This is a genomic window from Streptomyces beijiangensis (assembly GCF_017315755.1).
Classification (GTDB): domain Bacteria; phylum Actinomycetota; class Actinomycetes; order Streptomycetales; family Streptomycetaceae; genus Streptomyces; species Streptomyces beijiangensis.
In genome coordinates, this window is sequence record NZ_JAFLRJ010000026.1 from 26,972 (window position 1) to 44,269 (window position 17,298).

14 protein-coding genes are annotated in these 17,298 nt (G+C 68.5%); 9 read left to right on the forward strand and 5 right to left on the reverse strand.

Going from position 1 to position 17,298, the window contains the following annotated elements; genetic code table 11:
• Positions 1–14: 14 nt before the first annotated feature.
• From J0695_RS03410 to J0695_RS03420, 3 genes are read right to left on the reverse strand one after another with little or no spacing between them, the layout of a single operon-like run.
• Complete coding sequence (locus J0695_RS03410) at positions 15–848, reverse strand: phosphatase PAP2 family protein (RefSeq protein WP_206960030.1); 834 nt, start codon at positions 846–848, stop codon at positions 15–17.
• Positions 849–878: 30 nt separating this feature from the next.
• The gene (locus J0695_RS03415; RefSeq protein ID WP_206960031.1) at positions 879–1,943 is read right to left on the reverse strand and encodes a LacI family DNA-binding transcriptional regulator; all 1,065 of its coding nucleotides are present in this window, start codon (positions 1,941–1,943) and stop codon (positions 879–881) included.
• A gap of 25 nt (positions 1,944–1,968) precedes the next feature.
• The gene (locus J0695_RS03420; protein WP_206960032.1) at positions 1,969–3,558 is read right to left on the reverse strand and encodes a glycoside hydrolase family 13 protein; all 1,590 of its coding nucleotides are present in this window, start codon (positions 3,556–3,558) and stop codon (positions 1,969–1,971) included.
• A gap of 291 nt (positions 3,559–3,849) precedes the next feature.
• Here J0695_RS03420 and J0695_RS03425 point away from each other — a divergent pair, with 291 nt between their 5' ends.
• From J0695_RS03425 to J0695_RS03445, 5 genes are all read left to right on the forward strand, one after another.
• Complete coding sequence (locus tag J0695_RS03425) at positions 3,850–5,121, forward strand: extracellular solute-binding protein (protein ID WP_206960033.1); 1,272 nt, start codon at positions 3,850–3,852, stop codon at positions 5,119–5,121.
• Between the two features lie 105 nt (positions 5,122–5,226).
• Positions 5,227–6,207 carry a carbohydrate ABC transporter permease gene (locus J0695_RS03430; protein ID WP_206960034.1) on the forward strand — a complete coding sequence of 327 codons (981 nt, stop codon included), beginning with the start codon at positions 5,227–5,229 and terminating at the stop codon, positions 6,205–6,207.
• A 50-nt stretch (positions 6,208–6,257) separates the two neighbouring features.
• Positions 6,258–7,163, forward strand: a complete 906-nt coding sequence (locus J0695_RS03435; protein WP_206960035.1) for a sugar ABC transporter permease — start codon at positions 6,258–6,260, stop codon at positions 7,161–7,163.
• A gap of 69 nt (positions 7,164–7,232) precedes the next feature.
• On the forward strand, positions 7,233–8,882 hold the full coding sequence (locus tag J0695_RS03440; RefSeq protein ID WP_206960036.1) for a glycoside hydrolase family 13 protein: 1,650 nt from the start codon (positions 7,233–7,235) through the stop codon (positions 8,880–8,882).
• A complete protein-coding gene (locus J0695_RS03445) occupies positions 8,867–9,880 on the forward strand; it encodes a LacI family DNA-binding transcriptional regulator (RefSeq protein ID WP_206960037.1) in 1,014 nt (337 codons plus the stop codon). Before J0695_RS03440 ends, J0695_RS03445 begins: the two co-directional genes overlap by 16 nt.
• On the opposite strand, the gene J0695_RS03450 is transcribed toward J0695_RS03445, so the two are convergent.
• Entirely contained in the window at positions 9,877–10,596 is a 720-nt protein-coding gene (locus J0695_RS03450; protein WP_206960039.1) for a flavodoxin family protein, read from the reverse strand. The genes J0695_RS03445 and J0695_RS03450 overlap by 4 nt on opposite strands.
• A 172-nt stretch (positions 10,597–10,768) precedes the next feature.
• Here J0695_RS03450 and J0695_RS03455 point away from each other — a divergent pair, with 172 nt between their 5' ends.
• Positions 10,769–11,665 (forward strand): LysR family transcriptional regulator, encoded by an 897-nt coding sequence (locus J0695_RS03455; RefSeq protein WP_242552154.1) that lies wholly within the window; start codon positions 10,769–10,771, stop codon positions 11,663–11,665.
• 18 nt (positions 11,666–11,683) lie between these two features.
• On the opposite strand, the gene J0695_RS03460 is transcribed toward J0695_RS03455, so the two are convergent.
• Entirely contained in the window at positions 11,684–12,703 is a 1,020-nt protein-coding gene (locus J0695_RS03460) for an aldo/keto reductase (RefSeq protein WP_206960043.1), read from the reverse strand.
• A gap of 160 nt (positions 12,704–12,863) precedes the next feature.
• Here J0695_RS03460 and J0695_RS03465 point away from each other — a divergent pair, with 160 nt between their 5' ends.
• The 3 genes from J0695_RS03465 to J0695_RS03475 form a co-directional block, all read left to right on the forward strand.
• Entirely contained in the window at positions 12,864–13,454 is a 591-nt protein-coding gene (locus tag J0695_RS03465; RefSeq protein ID WP_206960045.1) for a TetR/AcrR family transcriptional regulator, read from the forward strand.
• 270 nt (positions 13,455–13,724) lie between these two features.
• Positions 13,725–15,428 (forward strand): carbohydrate-binding module family 20 domain-containing protein, encoded by a 1,704-nt coding sequence (locus J0695_RS03470; RefSeq protein WP_206960047.1) that lies wholly within the window; start codon positions 13,725–13,727, stop codon positions 15,426–15,428.
• 46 nt (positions 15,429–15,474) lie between these two features.
• On the forward strand, positions 15,475–17,298 hold a 1,824-nt coding region (locus J0695_RS03475; protein WP_206960049.1), incomplete at its 3' end, for an alpha-amylase family glycosyl hydrolase.

Consider the following 17,298-nt stretch of genomic DNA (forward strand, 5'->3'; position numbering starts at 1 on the left):
CGCGGTGCGGTCCCTCAGCGCGTGGGGAGCCGCGGGAGCTGGTGGGGAAGTGCGCCGTACCAGAGGCGGGCGACCGTGAAGCCGAAGGCCAGGCAGATCATGCCGCCCACCGCGTCCAGCCAGAAGTGGTTGGCCGTGGAGACGATCACCAGGAGCGTCGCCGCCGGGTAGAGCAGACCCAGGATCCTCGCCCACGGCGCCTTGGCCAGGGCGAAGATGATCAGGCCGCACCAGAGGGACCAGCCGATGTGCATCGAGGGCATCGCCGCGTACTGGTTCGACATGTTCTTGAGGTTGCCCGACGCCATCGAGCCCCAGGTGTGGTGCACCAGGACCGTGTCGATGAAGTGCCCGCCGTTCATCAGGCGGGGCGGTGCCAGCGGGTACAGGTAATAGCCGGCGAGCGCGACCACGGTCGTGGCGAAGAGGACGAGACGCGCTGCCGCGTACCGTCCTGGGTGGAAGCGGAACAGCCAGACCAGAACGCCGATGGTGATGACGAAGTGCAGTGTGGCGTAGTAGTAGTTCATCGCCACGATCAGCCATGTCACCGAGTTCACGGCGTGGTTGACGCTCTGCTCGACCGCGATGGAGAGATGGTTCTCGACGCTCCAGACCCAGTCGGCGTTCTTCAGCGCCTGGGTCTTCTGCTCGGGAACCGCATTGCGGATCAGCGAGTACGTCCAGTAACTCACCGCGATCAGCAGGACTTCGAACCAGATCCGCGGGCGGCGCGGGGTGCGCAGTCGCCGGAGCAGCGTGAGTTTCGGAGCCGGAAGTTCCTCGTCCGTGATGGGTGACGGGGTGGCCGTCCGGCCTTCCTGTGTCTTCACGGTCGTTTCACCCATAGGGAGACAGTCTGCCAGATGCGGGCCTACTCACAGATCATCCCTCAGGCGGGTCCCGACCGCACCTGCTCCTCCCTGCGGACGAGCTCCGGACGCGGTGGATCCCCGGACGACGAGCTCCGGCATGAAAACGAATTCGCTGTGTGGTGCGGGAGTGCCGCCGACCTCTTCGAGGAGCGCCCGTACGGCTGCCTGGCCCATGGCCGTGACCGGCTGCCTGATGGTGGTCAGCGGCGGGTCGGTGAAGGCTATGAGCGGCGAATCGTCGAAGCCGACGACCGAGATGTCACGGGGGACCTCGAAGCCCAGCTGACGGGCGGCACGGATGGCACCGAGTGCCATCATGTCGCTGGCACAGACCACCGCCGTACAGCCGGACGAGATGAGCGAGGTGGCGGCGGCCTGGCCGCCCTCCAGGGTGTAGAGGGAGTGCTGGATGAGCTTCTCGCTCTCCTCGGGGGAGAGGGAGAACCGGTCCTGCATCGCCGCCTGGAAGCCCTCTATTTTGCGCAGTACGGGGACGAAGCGGCGGGGGCCGAGCGCCAGACCGATCCGGGTGTGGCCCAGGGAGGCCAGATGGGTGACGGCCAGGCGCATCGCGGCCCGGTCGTCGGGGGAGATGAAGGGCGCCTGGACCTTCGAAGAGAAGCCGTTGACCAGCACATACGGGACGCCCTTGGCGCGCAGCTGCTCGTAGCGCCCCATGTCGGCGGTGGTGTCCGCGTGCAGGCCCGAGACGAAGATGATGCCGGAGACGCCCCGGTCGACCAGCATCTCGGTCAGCTCGTCCTCGGTGGAGCCGCCGGGAGTCTGGGTGGCGAGGACCGGGGTGTAGCCCTGGCGGGTCAGTGCCTGGCCGATGACCTGGGCGAGAGCCGGAAAGATCGGGTTCTCGAGCTCAGGGGTTATCAGGCCGACCAGACCCGCGCTGCGCTGGCGCAGGCGTACGGGACGCTCGTAGCCCAGGACGTCGAGAGCGGCGAGTACGGATTGACGGGTGGCCGCGGCAACACCGGGCTTGCCGTTGAGGACCCGGCTCACCGTCGCTTCGCTGACCCCCGCCTGGGCTGCGATGTCGGCTAGCCGTGCGGTCACAGGGTTGGACTGTACCGGTCGCATGTCAGATTGCCCACCAGATGCAGGATTCGCCGGGAATGCGGACATCGCCGCCTGCGAATTCGAGGTCGGAGGAGGAGAGGAGCAGCCGTCCGGGGACGGGGAGTTGGATGTCGTCGGGTGTGGTGTTGAGGGTGCAGACGAGGCCGGGTCGGGCGAAGGAGAGGACACCGTCCGGGGCGTCCAGCCACTCCATCTCTCCATCGCCGAGTCCGTCGAGTTTCCGGCGCAGGACCAGCGCGCTGCGGTACAGCTCCAGCGTCGAACGGGGGTCGCCGGACTGGGCTTCGACGGAGAGGGCGGCCCAGGACGCGGGCTGCGGGAGCCAGCTCCCCGCCGGCCCGAACCCGTGACTCGGTCCGTCCTGCGTCCAGGGGATCGGGACCCGGCAGCCGTCGCGCAGCCCCTCCTGGCCCTCGCCGCGGAAGAAGGACGGGTCCTGGCGGAGCTCGTCGGGGAGGTCGGTGACCTCGGGCAGGCCCAGTTCCTCGCCCTGGTAGAGGTACGCGGATCCGGGGAGCGCCAGCATCAGCAGCGCGGCGGCGCGGGCGCGGTCGGCGGAGCCGTGGCGGGTGGTGTGCCGTACGACGTCGTGGTTGGAGAGCACCCAGGTGGTGGGGGCGCCGACCGCGCCCGCCGCGGTGAGGGAGGAGTCGATCACGCGGCGCAGTTCGGCAGCGTCCCAGGGACACTTCAGGAAGGCGAAGTTGAAGGCCTGGTGGAGCTCGTCGGAGCGTACGTAACGGGCGAGGCGCTCGGGGGTGTGGGCCCAGGCCTCGGCGACGCCGATGCGCTCGCCGTCGTAGGAGTCCAGCAGCTTCCGCCAGGAGCGGTAGATCTCGTGGACCCCGTCCTGGTCGAAGAAGGGGAGCTCCTTGCCGCCGATCAGGCGCGCCTGATCGCGGGAGCCGACGTCGGGCAGCCCGGCCGCTTTGATCATGCCGTGGGCGACATCGATGCGGAAGCCGTCGATGCCGAGGTCGAGCCAGAAGCGCAGGACGGAGTCGAACTCGTCGTGGACCTCGGGGTTCTCCCAGTTGAGGTCGGGCTGCTCCGGGGCGAAGAGGTGGAGGTACCAGGAACCGTCCTCGATTCGGGTCCAGGCGGGGCCGCCGAAGACCGACTCCCAGTCGTTGGGCGGGAGGCTGCCGTCCTCGCCCCTGCCGGGGCGGAAGATGTAGCGCTCGCGGGCGGGCCCGCCGGGGAGCGCGGCCCGGAACCAGGCGTGCTGGTCGGAGGTGTGGTTCGGGACGATGTCCACGATCACCCGCAGCCCCAGTTCATGGGCGGCCCGTACGAGATCGTCCGCGTCGCCCAGATCCCCGAAGAGCGGGTCGACCGCCCGGTAGTCCGCGACGTCGTAGCCGCCGTCCGCCTGGGGCGAGGCGTAGAAGGGCGTGATCCACAGCGCGTCCACACCGAGCCCGGCGAGATGGGGCAGCCGGTCGCGGATGCCGCGGAGATCACCGATGCCGTCGCCGTCGCTGTCCGCGAAGGACCGTACGTACACCTGGTAGATGACGGCGTCCCGCCACCAGCCGGTGCCGTCCGCGGGTGCGGCGGCCGGGGTGACGGAGTGGAGCTCCTGCGGCATGGACGGTCCCTTTCCAGAGGCTTGCGTGCATGGGGATCAACGCCTTTGCGCCACGAAAGTAACAGTCTTGCAAGACCTTGCGGTAGTCGTTGCGAGCCGTGCAGCGGCAGGTCGAGAGCCATGAACCCCAGCGTGACAAGGGGTGGAACGGCAACCGAACGGACACGCCGAGGTAACGAAGATGCTGTCTTGCAGAAATCTGCCGCAAAGTCTTTCGGTCTTCTTTCAACCTTGTTACGTTCCTCGACAACCCGGCGCCGTGATGGAGCGGCACCTGTTGAAGGAGTTCACATGCGACGTGGCATAGCGGCCACCGCCCTGGCCGCGACCCTTGCGCTCGCGGCGACAGCCTGCGGCGGAGACGACGGCAGCAGCAAGTCGGACGGCCCGGTCACCATCACCTGGTGGGACACCTCGAACGCGACGAACGAGGCCCCCGCGTACAAGGCGCTCATCAGCGAGTTCGAGAAGGCGAACAAGGACGTCAAGGTCAAGTACGTCAATGTTCCGTTCGACCAGGCGCAGAACAAGTTCGACACCGCCGCCGGCGCCAAGGGCGCCCCGGACGTGCTGCGCTCCGAGGTCGGCTGGACCCCCGCCTTCGCCAAGAAGGGTTACTTCCTTCCGCTGGACGGCACGGAGGCGCTGAAGGACCAGGCGCAGTTCCAGCCCAACCTGGTCAAGCAGGCGCAGTTCGACGGCAAGACCTACGGCGTCCCGCTGGTCACCGACACCCTCGCGCTCGTCTACAACAAGGCGCTCTTCGCCAAGGCCGGCATCACCGCGGCCCCCACCACCTGGGACGAGCTGAAGGCGGACGCCGCCAAGGTCAAGGACAAGGCGGGCGTCGACGGCTACTGGGGCTCCACGGCCGGCTACTACGCCCAGCCGTTCCTCTACGGCGAGGGCACCGACAAGGTCGACGCCGCCGGCAAGAAGGTCACCATCGCGGGCGCCCCCGCGGTCAAGGCCTTCGACACCTGGAAGAGCACCTTCGACGGCAAGGGCCTGCACAAGGCCGACGGCACCGCCGACGCGTACGCCCACATCCAGGACGCCTTCGTCAACGGCAAGGTCGCCGCGATCATCCAGGGCCCGTGGGAGATCACCAACTTCTACAAGGGCTCCGCGTTCGCCGACAAGGCCAACCTGGGCATCGCCACCGTCCCGGCCGGCTCCACCGGAAAGGCAGGCGCCCCGACCGGCGGCCACAACCTCTCCGCGTACGCCGGTTCCGACAAGGCCCACCAGGCCGCCACGCTGAAGTTCATCAACTTCATGACGTCGGCCAAGAGCCAGGCCGACGTGGCCCTGAAGAACTCCACGCTGCCGACCCGCGGTGACGCGTACACCGCGGAGGTCAAGGCCAACCCGGGCATCGCCGGCTACCAGGGTGTGCTCGCCGCCGCCCAGCCGCGCCCCGAACTGGCCGAGTACTCCTCGATGTTCACCCCGATGGACAGCGAACTGCCGAAGATCGCCTCCGGCAAGGAGTCCGTGCAGGACGGACTGAAGAACCTCCAGGACGCCATCGCCAAGCTGGTGCCCACCTTCAGCAAGTGACGCGGCAGCCGCCGGGCCCGTGAGTTCCACGGGCCCGGCGGCTCCTGTGCGTACGCACTCAGTACCGAACCCCCCAGTACCGAAGAACCCCGAGAAGGTGTCACGATGACCGTTGCCGTCGACGGCGCGGCCCGCAAGCGGCGCGGGCCGGTGGAGCGCTTCAGGCACTCCCTGCAGAAGCACTGGTACGCCTACGCGATGACCGCCCCCGTGGTGGTCGTCCTCGGCGTCCTCGTGGGATACCCCCTGATCCAGGGCATCTATCTCACGCTCACCGATGCCAACAGCATGAACTCCGCCCGCACCATCGGCGTCAACCACATCGCGGCCACCTACGACTTCATCGGGCTGCACAACTACGCGGACATCCTCTGGGGACCCACCGCCTGGGACCGCTTCTGGTCCCACTTCATCTGGACCGTCGTCTGGACCGCGTCCTGCGTGGTCCTGCACTACGTCATCGGTCTCTGCCTCGCCCTGCTGCTCAACCAGAAGCTGCGCGGCCGCACCCTCTACCGGATGCTGCTGATCCTGCCCTGGGCGGTCCCGACCTTCGTCACCGTCTTCGCCTGGCGCATCATGCTCTCCGACTCCGGCATCGTGAACTCCGCGCTCGGCGCGCTTCATCTGCCGCAGCCCGCCTGGCTGGAGGACACCCTCTTTCAGCGGATAGCCGCGATCCTGGTCAACGTCTGGGTCGGCGTGCCGTTCATGATGGTCTCGCTGCTCGGCGGCCTCCAGTCGATCCCCTCGGAGCTCTACGAGGCGGCCGAGATGGACGGCGCGAGCGCCTGGCAGCGCTTCCGTAACGTCACCGTGCCGGGACTGCGCTCGGTCAGCTCGACCGTCGTCCTGCTCGGCATCATCTGGACGTTCAACCAGTTCAACATCATCTTCCTGCTGTTCGGCAACAACGCCCCCGACGCGCAGATCCTCGTCACCTGGGCCTACCGCCTCGGCTTCGGCCAACAGCCGCGGGACTACGCGCAGTCGGCGGCGTACGGCGTGCTCCTGCTCTCCGTCCTCATCGTCTTCACCACCTTCTACCGCCGCTGGCTCGCCCGTAACGAGCAGGCCATCGGCTGAGCCCTCCACCCTCCACCACGGAACTGGAACCGAAGGCAGGAAAGAAGACGATGACGACCACGACCACCGAGACCTCCGCGGCGCAGCAGCCAGGACCTCTCTCCCCGCCCCGCCGCCCGCAGCCCCGCGGCACGGCGAGCACCAGGACCAAGGTCCTCTCCCACCTCGCCCTGTCGACCGCGAGCCTCATCGCGCTCTTCCCGATCGGCTGGCTGGTCTACCTCTCCTTCGGTCCGGACAAGGACGACTACCTCCACCCCGGCCGGATCCTCTCCAAGATGTCCTTCTCGAACTACTCGTTCGTGATGGAGCACACTCAGTTCTTCACCTGGCTCGGCAACACCGCACTCGTCGCCGGCGCCACCTGCGTGATCGGTGTCTTCATCGCCGCGACCACCGGCTACGCGGTGTCCCGGATGCGCTTCCCCGGCTACAAGAAGCTGATGTGGGTGCTGCTGGTCACCCAGATGTTCCCGGTCGCCGTCCTCATTGTGCCGATGTACGTGATCCTCGCCGACCTGGGTCTCATCGACACCTACGGCGCCCTGATCCTCGTCTACTGCTCGACCGCCGTGCCGTACTGCGCCTGGATGCTCAAGGGGTACTTCGACACGATCCCGTACGAGATCGACGAGGCGGGCCGCGTCGACGGACTTTCCCCGTTCGGCACCTTCTGGCGGCTCATCCTGCCGCTGGCCCGTCCGGGCCTGGCCGTGGCCGCGTTCTACACCTGCCTCACCGCCTGGGGCGAGTACGCCTTCGCCTCGACGTTCATGCTCGACGACGGCAAGTACACCCTGGCCGTCGGCCTCTCCAGCTTCGTCAGTGAGCACGACGCCCAGTGGAACCTCATGGCGGCCACCGCGGTGCTCATCGCCATCCCCGTGTCCCTCGTCTTCTACCTGGTGCAGAAGCACCTGGTGACGGGGCTGACGGCGGGCGGCACGAAGGGCTGAGCCCGGCACACGTCTTCACCCCGCACGCGTTCCCTCCGTAATCCGTTCCTCGTAACCCACAGGGATGTCATGACCCAGCACCTCGCTGCTCCCACCGACCACTCCTCCGCCGGCAACCTCACCGGATGGTGGCGGGACGCGGTGATCTACCAGGTCTATCCGCGCAGCTTCGCCGACTCCAACGGCGACGGCATGGGCGACCTCGAAGGCGTACGCAGCAGGCTTCCTTACCTGCGCGACCTCGGCGTCGACGCCGTCTGGCTGTCCCCCTTCTACGCATCCCCGCAGGCCGACGCCGGCTACGACGTCGCCGACTACCGGGCCATCGACCCGATGTTCGGCACGCTCCTCGACGCCGACGCGATGATCCGCGACGCCCACGACCTGGGCCTGCGCATCATCGTCGACGTCGTCCCGAACCACTCGTCGGACCAGTACGAGTGGTTCAAGCGCGCCATCGCCGAGGGCCCCGCGTCCCCGCTGCGCGGTCGCTACCACTTCCGCGAGGGCAAGGGCGAGAGCGGTGAACTCCCGCCCAACGACTGGGAGTCCATCTTCGGCGGCCCCGCCTGGACCCGGGTCGCGGACGGCGAGTGGTACCTGCACCTCTTCGCGCCCGAGCAGCCCGACCTCAACTGGGAGAACCCGGCCGTCGCCGACGAGTTCCGCTCGATCCTGCGGTTCTGGCTCGACATGGGCGTCGACGGGTTCCGTATCGACGTCGCCCACGGCCTCGTCAAGGCGGAGGGGCTGCCGGACCTCGGGGGCAGCGACCAGCTGAAACTGCTCGGCAATGACGTCATGCCGTTCTTCGACCAGGACGGCGTCCACGAGATCTACCGCTCCTGGCGGAAGATCCTCGACGAGTACCCGGGCGAGCGCATCGCCGTCGCCGAGGCATGGACCCCGACCGTCGAGCGCACCGCCAACTACGTGCGCCCCGACGAGCTGCACCAGGCCTTCAACTTCCAGTACCTGGGCACCCCTTGGGACGCCGAGAAGCTGCGCGAGTGCATCGACACCTCGCTCGCCGCGATGAAGCCGGTCGGCGCGCCCGCCACCTGGGTGCTCTCCAACCACGACGTCACCCGGCACGCGACGCGCTTCGCCAACCCGCCCGGCGGCACCCAGATCCGTACCGCGGGAGACCGCGAGCTGGGCCTGCGGCGCGCCCGCGCGGCGACGATGCTGATGCTGGCGCTGCCCGGCTCGGCGTACGTCTACCAGGGCGAGGAGCTCGGCCTGCCCGACGTGACGGACCTCCCTGACGAGGTCCGCCAGGACCCGTCCTTCTTCCGCGCGCAGGGCCAGGACGGCTTCCGCGACGGCTGCCGGGTGCCGATCCCGTGGACCACCTCCGGGTCCTCGTACGGATTCGGCGCCGGAGGCAGCTGGCTCCCGCAGCCCGCGACCTGGTCCGGGCTCTCCGTCGAGGCGCAGACCGGCGACCCCGACTCCACGCTGGAGCTCTACCGCAGCGCGCTCGCCGTACGCAGGCAGCAACCTGGCCTGGGCGCAGGGGAGTCGGTGGAGTGGCACGACGCACCCGAGGGCGTACTGGTCTTCGCCCGCGAGGGATTCGTCTGCACGGTCAACACGACGGGCGCCGGGGTACGTCTCCCCACGCCGGGCCGCACCCTGCTCGCCAGCGCCGAAGTCACGGTCGAGGGCGACGAGTTCGTACTCCCCGCGGACAGCACGGTGTGGTGGGCGGTGTGACGACCGCTCCCCGGCTCTCGCACATCGCCGCGCAGGCTTCGGTCAGCGAGGCGACGGTCAGCCGGGTCCTGAACGGCAAGCCGGGCGTCGCGGACACCACGCGTCAGCGGGTGCTCGCGGCGCTCGACGTCCTGGGCTACGAACGCCCGGTGCGGCTGCGGCAGCGCAGTGCGGGACTGATCGGTCTTGTGACCCCCGAGCTCACCAACCCGATCTTCCCGGCGTTCGCGCAGGTGGTGGAGCAGGTGCTCGCGGGGCACGGGTACACCCCGGTCCTGTGCACCCAGATGCCCGGCGGCGCCACCGAGGACGAGCTGGTGGAGCAGCTGGTGGAGCGGGGGGTCGGCGGAATCGTCTTCCTCTCGGGTCTGCACGCCGACACCTCGTCGGACCCGTCGCGCTATGCCTCGCTCACGGAGCGCGGGGTCCCGTTCGTGCTGATCAACGGCTACAACGAGCGGATCAGCGCGCCCTTCGTCTCGCCGGACGACCACGCCGCGATGCGGATGGCCGTACGCCACCTCACCGACCTGGGCCACCGGCGGCTCGGGCTCGCGGTCGGACCGCTGCGGTACGTGCCGTCGCGCCGTAAGCAGCAGGGGTTCCTGGAAGCGGTGGGGGAGGGGCAGTCGGGGGTCGTCCAGCACACCCTCTTCAGCGTCGAGGGCGGCCAGGTGGCCGCCGGTGCGCTGCTCGACCAGGGGTGCACCGGCATCGTCTGCGGCAGCGACATGATGGCGCTCGGCGTCGTACGGGCCGCCCGTGACCGGGGGCTCGACGTGCCCGGCGACGTCTCGGTGGTGGGCTTCGACGACTCGCAGCTCATCGCCTTCACCGACCCGCCGCTGACGACCGTGCGCCAGCCCGTCCAGGCGATGGCGACGGCCGCGGTCGGCGCGCTACTGGAGGAGATCGGCGGAAACCCGGTCCAGCGCACGGAGTTCGTCTTCCAGCCGGAGCTGGTGGTGCGTGGCTCGACGGCGCAGGCGCGGTCCTAGGCCGGCGCGTCCGCGGTCTCCCTGAGGGAGGCCGACAGGGCGCGGGCCTCGTGTTCGGTCATCCGGGGGGTGTCGTACGGCACGGCGTTGACCCAGCGCTGGGTCAGCCGGGCGATCCGCTCGCCGTACCGCCCCGCGGTGATCAGGTCGCCGCGCGATCCGGCGTGCTCCGGCCCCTGGTCGGCGTGGCTCTGGCTCATCAGGCCCAGCCACGAGCCCAGCCGGTTCACATCGTCGCGGGTGCCACCGCTCCAGTTGTTGCCCGGCATGTCGCCCACGCCGATCCACTGCATGCCCATCTGCGCCCCGAAGACGGCCAGTTGCTCCAGTACGGTCAGCTTGTCGCCGCTCTGCGAGGCGGACATGGTGAACGCGCCGGCCAGCTTGTCCTTCCACGCCTGCGTCGTGAACGGCGTGAACGCCGCCTCCATGAACGCCTTGAACACCGCCGACACGCTGCCCATCAGTGTCGGGCAGCCGAAGACGATCGCATCGGAACGCTCGAGCAGCGCCATGACCTCCGCATCGTGCCAGCGGCCCGCGACGACGTCCTCGGGGCGGATCTCGACGAGATGCACGCGGGCGCCGGGCACCAGCCGCGCCCCGTCGGCGAGGTGCTCGGCCAGGACCCGGGTGTGCCCGTGCACCGAGTGGTGGACCACTGTGACCGTGACGGTCGGCGCCTCGTGCTCACGGGCAATGTCGTTGAGTGTCATGTGCTTTTCGCTGCTTCCGGTCGCGGGAAAACGAGGGGCATCGGGGAGATCCCTGCCTGCCCCTGCTTGCCCAGCCATCTCAGCCTGAGTACGGCACGGCATCAACGCCGAACTTCGGCATGCAGCGATCGGTCACACCGATCGATGGGGTTAGCCTGGTCCCGTGGACAAGATGGAACTGGAAGCATTCGTCGCGGTCGCCGAAGAACTGCACTTCGGCCGTGCCGCCGAGCGCCTGCACCGGGGGCAGCCCACGGTCAGCGACGCCGTACGGCGGCTGGAGACCACCCTGGGCGGCCGGCTGTTCCACCGCACCAGCCGCCGGGTGTCACTGACCGACCTCGGTGCGGCGATGCTGCCAGACGCCCACGCCACCCTCGCGCAGCTGCTCCGCTTCCAGCAGCGCGGCCGCTCCCTGGCCGCCGGCGACGGGGCCCGCACCACCCTCGTCGTCGCCCACGCCGCGTACACCTGCCACCAGCTGCTGTTGCGCTGCCTGCCGGAACTGCGCGACCGGTTCCCCGACGTGACGATCGTGCCGGAGACCATGCCGACCACGGCCCAGCTCACCGGACTGCGGGCGGAGACGCTCGGTCTCGGCATCGGCTGGGCGACCGGTGACGTCACCGGCGTACGGGCACAGGTGCTGTCCACCAAGAGGTTCATGGCGCTCGTACCCGCGACCCACCCCCTCGCAGGACATACCGAGCTGAGCGCGTCCGAACTGTCCACCACCGCCCTGCTCACCTGGCCCCACCAGATCAACAGCGGTCTCTGCGACCGCCTCCTGGCCGCCTTCCACATCGGCGGAGCCGACCTGCGCATCATCAGGACCGCCGACAGCGTGCACGCCATCGCCGCTCATGTCGCCGCGGGAACGGGCATCGGCATCACCGTGGAGTCCGCACTCGACCAGCAGCCGCCCGGCCTGCGTGTCATCCCCCTCACGGGCCCCTCGACCACCGCCGACCAGGTCGTCCTCACCCCCACCGAGCCTTCGGACGCCGCCGCGGCGCTGCGCGACCTGCTGCTGCACGCCTCGGCGGAGTCGCCCTCCGCCGATCACTGAGCGGGCGTTCAGCGGAGTTCAGCGGCGGCGGAGTGCCGGGTCGAGCAGGGCGGGAGGGGCGTCGTTCTTCTCGTGCGCGGCCAGGTCGACACCGGGGGCGACGATCGTGTCGATGGCGTCCAGTACGTCGGCGGTGAGCACGGTGTCGGCGGCGGCGAGCTGTGAGTGCAGGTGGTCCAGGGTGCGGGGACCGATGAGCGCGCTGGTCACGGCGGGATGCGCGGTCACGAAACCGAGCGCGAGCTGGATCATGGTCAGGCCGGCCTCGTCGGCGACCTTGGCCAGCTGCTCGACGGCATCGAGCTTGGCCCGGTTGGCGGGGACGGCCGTGTCGAAGCGCTGCGGCAGGAACGCGGAGCGGCTGGTGGTGACGGTCCGGCCCTCACGGATCGCGCCCGACAGCCAGCCCGAGGCCAGCGGGCTCCACACCAGCACACCGAGCCCGTACTGCTCCGTCACGGGCAGCACGTGGCTCTCGGCACCGCGCTGCAGGATCGAGTAGCTGGGCTGCTCGGTGACGTAGCGGCCCAGGTGATGCTCACGAGCGGCCGACTGGGCCTGCGCGATGCGGTACGCGGGGAACGTCGAGGAGCCGAAGTAGCGGATCTTTCCCGCGCGTTGCAGGTCGGTCAGGGCCGACAGCGTCTCCTCGTCGCTGGTGCGCGGGTCCCACCGGTGGATCTGGTAGAGATCGACGTGGTCGACACCGAGACGGCGCAGACTGTTGTCCAGCTCGGTGACCAGCCAACGGCGCGAGCTGCCCTGGTGGTTGCGCTCGTCGCCCATCGGCAGGCTCGCCTTCGTGGCCAGCACGATGTCGTCGCGGCGGCCGGCGATGGCCTTGCCGACCAGTTCTTCCGACTCGCCGCCGCTGTACACGTCGGCGGTGTCGATGAGGTTGATCCCGCCCTCGACGGCGGCATCGACGAGGGCGGTGACCTCGTCCTGGGTGGTGCGCCCCATCGTGCCGAAGTTCATCGCGCCGAGCGCGAGGGAGCTGACCTGCACACCGGTGCGGCCCAAAGTGCGGTACTGCATGGTTGTCGTCCTCCGTTGCCTTGCCTTGCCTTGCCTTGCCTTGCATGGCTTGGTCGCCGGGCCCCTGCTCTGGCATCATGAGCAAACGGAACACCGTTCCGTTTGACGATACGGAACAGTGTTCCGTTTTGGCAAGCCCGACAGCGGAGAGTGCGGCGCGGTGAACGACAGCGACGAGGGTGCAGGGCGCGCGGGCCAGTCCAAGCGGAAGGATGCCCGGCGCAACAACGAGACCTTGCTCGACGCGGCCGCCGCGGTGTTCGTCACGTCGGGCGTGGAGGCGCCGGTACGTGACATCGCGGCCAAGGCCGGCGTCGGACTTGGCACGATCTACCGCCACTTCCCGACGCGTGCGGATCTTGTCATCGCCGTCTACCGGCACCAGATCGAGGCCTGCGCCGAGGCGGGCCCGGCTCTGCTGGCGGCCGGTCCGACGCCTCACGCCGCCCTCGGGCAGTGGATCGGTCTGTTCGTCGATTTCCTGGTCACCAAGCACGGACTCGCTGCCGCGCTGCAGGCCGACAGTGCCGGCTTCGAGGCGCTGCACGCCTATTTCCTCGACCGGCTCCTGCCGGTGTGCACCGAGCTCCTGGGCGCTGCCGCCGCCTCCGGTGAGATCGACTCCGGCCTGGACGCGTACCAACTCATGCGCGGTGTCGGGAACTTGTGCATCGGCGCCGACGCCGATCCGCGGTACGACGCGCGCCGGCTGGTCGAGCTCCTCGTCGCGGGACTTCGTCAACCGCGCTGACGGCAAAGGGAGACCCGGGACCTGCCCAGGCTGGGCGGTGGCGGGGAGGTGGTCCCAGGTCTCTCTGCGTGAGCCGAATCTAGCATTGCTGCAATCTCTTGCGGAAGATCTTTCTCGCAGGGGATTCTCTTTGTTTCCCCCGTGTAATCCCGTCATGTCCAAAGGGTTGACCGCGGTCGGAGGGGCTCGTACGGTCTGCTGCGCAGCAAGAGCTTGCAGCCTTGCAGCAAGAACATTCATCGCTGCCTCCCCCCACGTGCAGGAGGAAACATGGCAAGCAGATCCCTCTCCGCCGCGCTGGCTCTCTCGGTGGCCGCCGCGCTTTCCGTGGTCGTCGCGTCCGCCCCCGCTCACGCCGCCCCCACCGGCGACAAGGACGTCACCGCCGTCCTCTTCGAGTGGAAGTTCGACTCGGTGGCCAAGGCGTGCACCGATCAGCTCGGCCCGGCGGGTTACGGGTCCGTCCAGGTCTCACCGCCCCAGGAACACATCCAGGGCAGCCAGTGGTGGACCTCGTACCAGCCCGTCAGCTACAAGATCGCGGGCCGGCTCGGCGACCGTACGAGCTTCGCCAACATGGTCAGCACCTGCCATGCGGCGGGCGTGAAGGTCGTCGCGGACTCCGTCATCAACCACATGACGTCGGGGTCGGGCACCGGGACCGGTGGGTCGTCGTACACCAAGTACAACTATCCCGGCCTGTACTCGGCGGCCGACATGGACGACTGCACCGCGGCGATCTCCAACTACCAGGACCGGGCGAACGTACAGAACTGCGAGCTCGTCGGGCTCGCGGACCTGGACACCGGCGAGGAGTACGTCCGCGGGAAGATCGCCGGCTATCTGAACGACCTCCTGTCGCTCGGTGTCGACGGCTTCCGGATCGACGCGGCCAAGCACATGCCCGAGGCGGACCTCGCCAACATCAAGTCGAGGCTGACGAATCCGGGCGTGTACTGGAAGCAGGAGGCGATCTACGGGGCGGGCGAGGCCGTGTCGCCGACCGAGTACACCGGCACCGGCGATGTCCAGGAGTTCCGCTACGGCCGCAGCCTCAAGGACGTCTTCAACAACCAGAACCTGGCCTATCTGAAGAACTTCGGCGAGGGCTGGGGCTTCATGTCCAGCGCCACGTCCGCCGTCTTCGTCGACAACCACGACACCGAGCGCGGCGGCGACACCCTCAACTACAAGGACGGCGCCAACTACACCCTGGCGAACGTCTTCATGCTGGCCTACCCCTACGGCTCGCCCGACATCAACTCCGGTTACGAGTGGAGCGACAAGGACGCGGGTCCGCCCAACGGCGGCACGGTCAACGCCTGTTACAGCGACGGGTGGAAGTGCCAGCACGCCTGGACCGAGATCGCCTCCATGGTCGGCTTCCGCAACACCGCACGCGGGCAGGCCGTCACCGACTGGTGGGACAACGGCGGAGACGCCATCGCCTTCGGGCGGGGCTCCAAGGCGTACGTCGCCATCAACCACGAGTCCTCCGCGCTGACCAGGACCTTCCAGACGTCGCTGGCCGCCGGTGACTACTGCAACGTGCAGAACAACACCGGTGTGACGGTCAACGGTTCGGGCCAGTTCACGGCGACGCTCGCCGCCAATACGGCACTCGCGCTGCAGGTCAACGCCCGTACCTGCGGGGGCACTTCGAGCGGTGGGGACACCACCGCTTCGGGCGCCTCCTTCGCCGTCAACGCCACCACGGTCCTCGGCGAGAACATCTACGTCACCGGCGACCAGGCGGCGCTCGGCAGCTGGAACACCGGCAGCGCACTCAAGCTCGACCCCGCGAGCTACCCCGTCTGGAAGCTCGACGTCGCACTGTCCGCCGGCACGGCCTTCTCGTACAAGTACATCCGCAAGAACGCCGCCGGGACCGTCACCTGGGAGAGCGGCGCCAATCGCACCGCCACTGTCCCGGCGAGCGGAAAAGTCGCACTCAGCGACACCTGGCGCAGCTGAACCCTTCCCGCTCTCTGAATCTCTTCCGCACCACCGAGGAGTCCCCGTGAAATCCCTGCGAAGAACGGCTGTCGCCGTCGCTGCCGCGCTGTGCGCGGCGCTCGTGCCGGCGATACCGGTCGCCGCCGCGGCGAAGGCGCCCGCAGCGCCTTCGGACGCCGCGCTCGCCTCCGTACCCGCACGCAACGACCTGACGCGGGACCAGTTCTACTTCGTCATGCCGGACCGTTTCGCCAATGGGGACTCCTCGAACGACAAGGGCGGGCTCACAGGATCGCGGCTGCAGACCGGGTACGACCCCACGGACAAGGGGTTCTACCAGGGCGGCGACCTGAAGGGGCTGACGCAGAAGCTCGACTACATCAAGGGGCTCGGTACCACCGCCATCTGGATGGCGCCGATCTTCAAGAACAAGCCGGTGCAGGGCACGGGGGCCGACGCGTCGGCCGGCTACCACGGCTACTGGATCACGGACTTCACCCAGGTCGACCCGCACTTCGGCACCAACGCCGACCTGGAGAAGCTGATCGACTCGGCCCACCACAAGGGCATGAAGGTTTTCTTCGACGTCATCACCAACCACACGGCCGACGTCGTCGACTACGAGGAGAAGTCCTACGACTACCTGTCGAAGGGGGCCTTCCCGTATCTGACGAAGGACGGGGTGCCCTTCGACGACTCTGATTATTCGGACGGCACGAAGAAGTTCCCGGCCGTCGACGTGGACTCCTTCCCGTACAGTCCGACGGTCCCCGCCGCCGAGAAGAATGTGAAGACGCCGTCGTGGCTCAACGACCCGACGATGTACCACAACCGGGGCAACTCCACCTATGCCGGGGAGTCCGCCGACCAGGGCGACTTCGGCGGGCTCGACGACCTGTGGACCGAGCGTCCCGAGGTCGTGCAGGGCATGGAGAAGATCTACGAGAAGTGGGTCGAGGACTTCGGCATCGACGGCTTCCGGATCGACACGGTCAAGCACGTCGACATGGACTTCTGGACCCAGTGGGCGACGGCGCTCGACGCGTACGCCGCCAAGCGGGGCCGCAGCGACTTCTTCATGTTCGGTGAGGTCTACTCCGCCGACCCGAAGATCACCTCCCCGTACGTCACGCAGGGCCGGCTCGACTCGACCCTCGACTTCCCCTTCCAGGACGCGGCCCGGCAGTACGCCTCCCAGGGCGCGCCCGCATCCCAGCTCGCGAACGTCTTCGCGCAGGACTACCGGTACACCACCGACAAGGCCAACGCGTACGAGCAGGTCACCTTCACCGGCAACCACGACATGGGCCGCATCGGCTACTTCCTCAAGGCCGACAACCCGAAAGCGAGCGACGCCGAGCTGGTGCAGCGCGACAAGCTCGTGAATCAGGTGATGTTCCTGTCGCGCGGCAACCCGGTCGTCTACTACGGCGACGAGCAGGGCTTCACCGGATCGGGCGGCGACAAGGACGCCCGCCAGCCGATGTTCGCCTCGAAGACCGCCGACTACCTGGACGACGACGAGCTGGGCACCGACCGTACGGCGGCCTCGGACGCGTACGACTCAAGTGCGGTGCTCTACAAGGAGATCGCCGCTCTCTCCAAGCTGCGCAAAGCCAACCCGGCGCTCACGGACGGCGTGCAGACGGAGCGGTACGCCAAGGACTCGGTGTACGCCTTCTCCCGTACCGACGCCAAGACCGGGACCGACTACCTGGTGGCGGTCAACAACGCCACCGAGGCCAAGACGGTCGAGGTCCCGACCGGCGCGGCGGGCACCGACCTCCGTGCGCTGTACGGCACTTCGGCCGACGTGAGGACCGGCGCCGACGCGAAGGCCACGGTCACCGTGCCCGCGCTCTCCTCCGTCGTCTACAAGGCGCAGAAG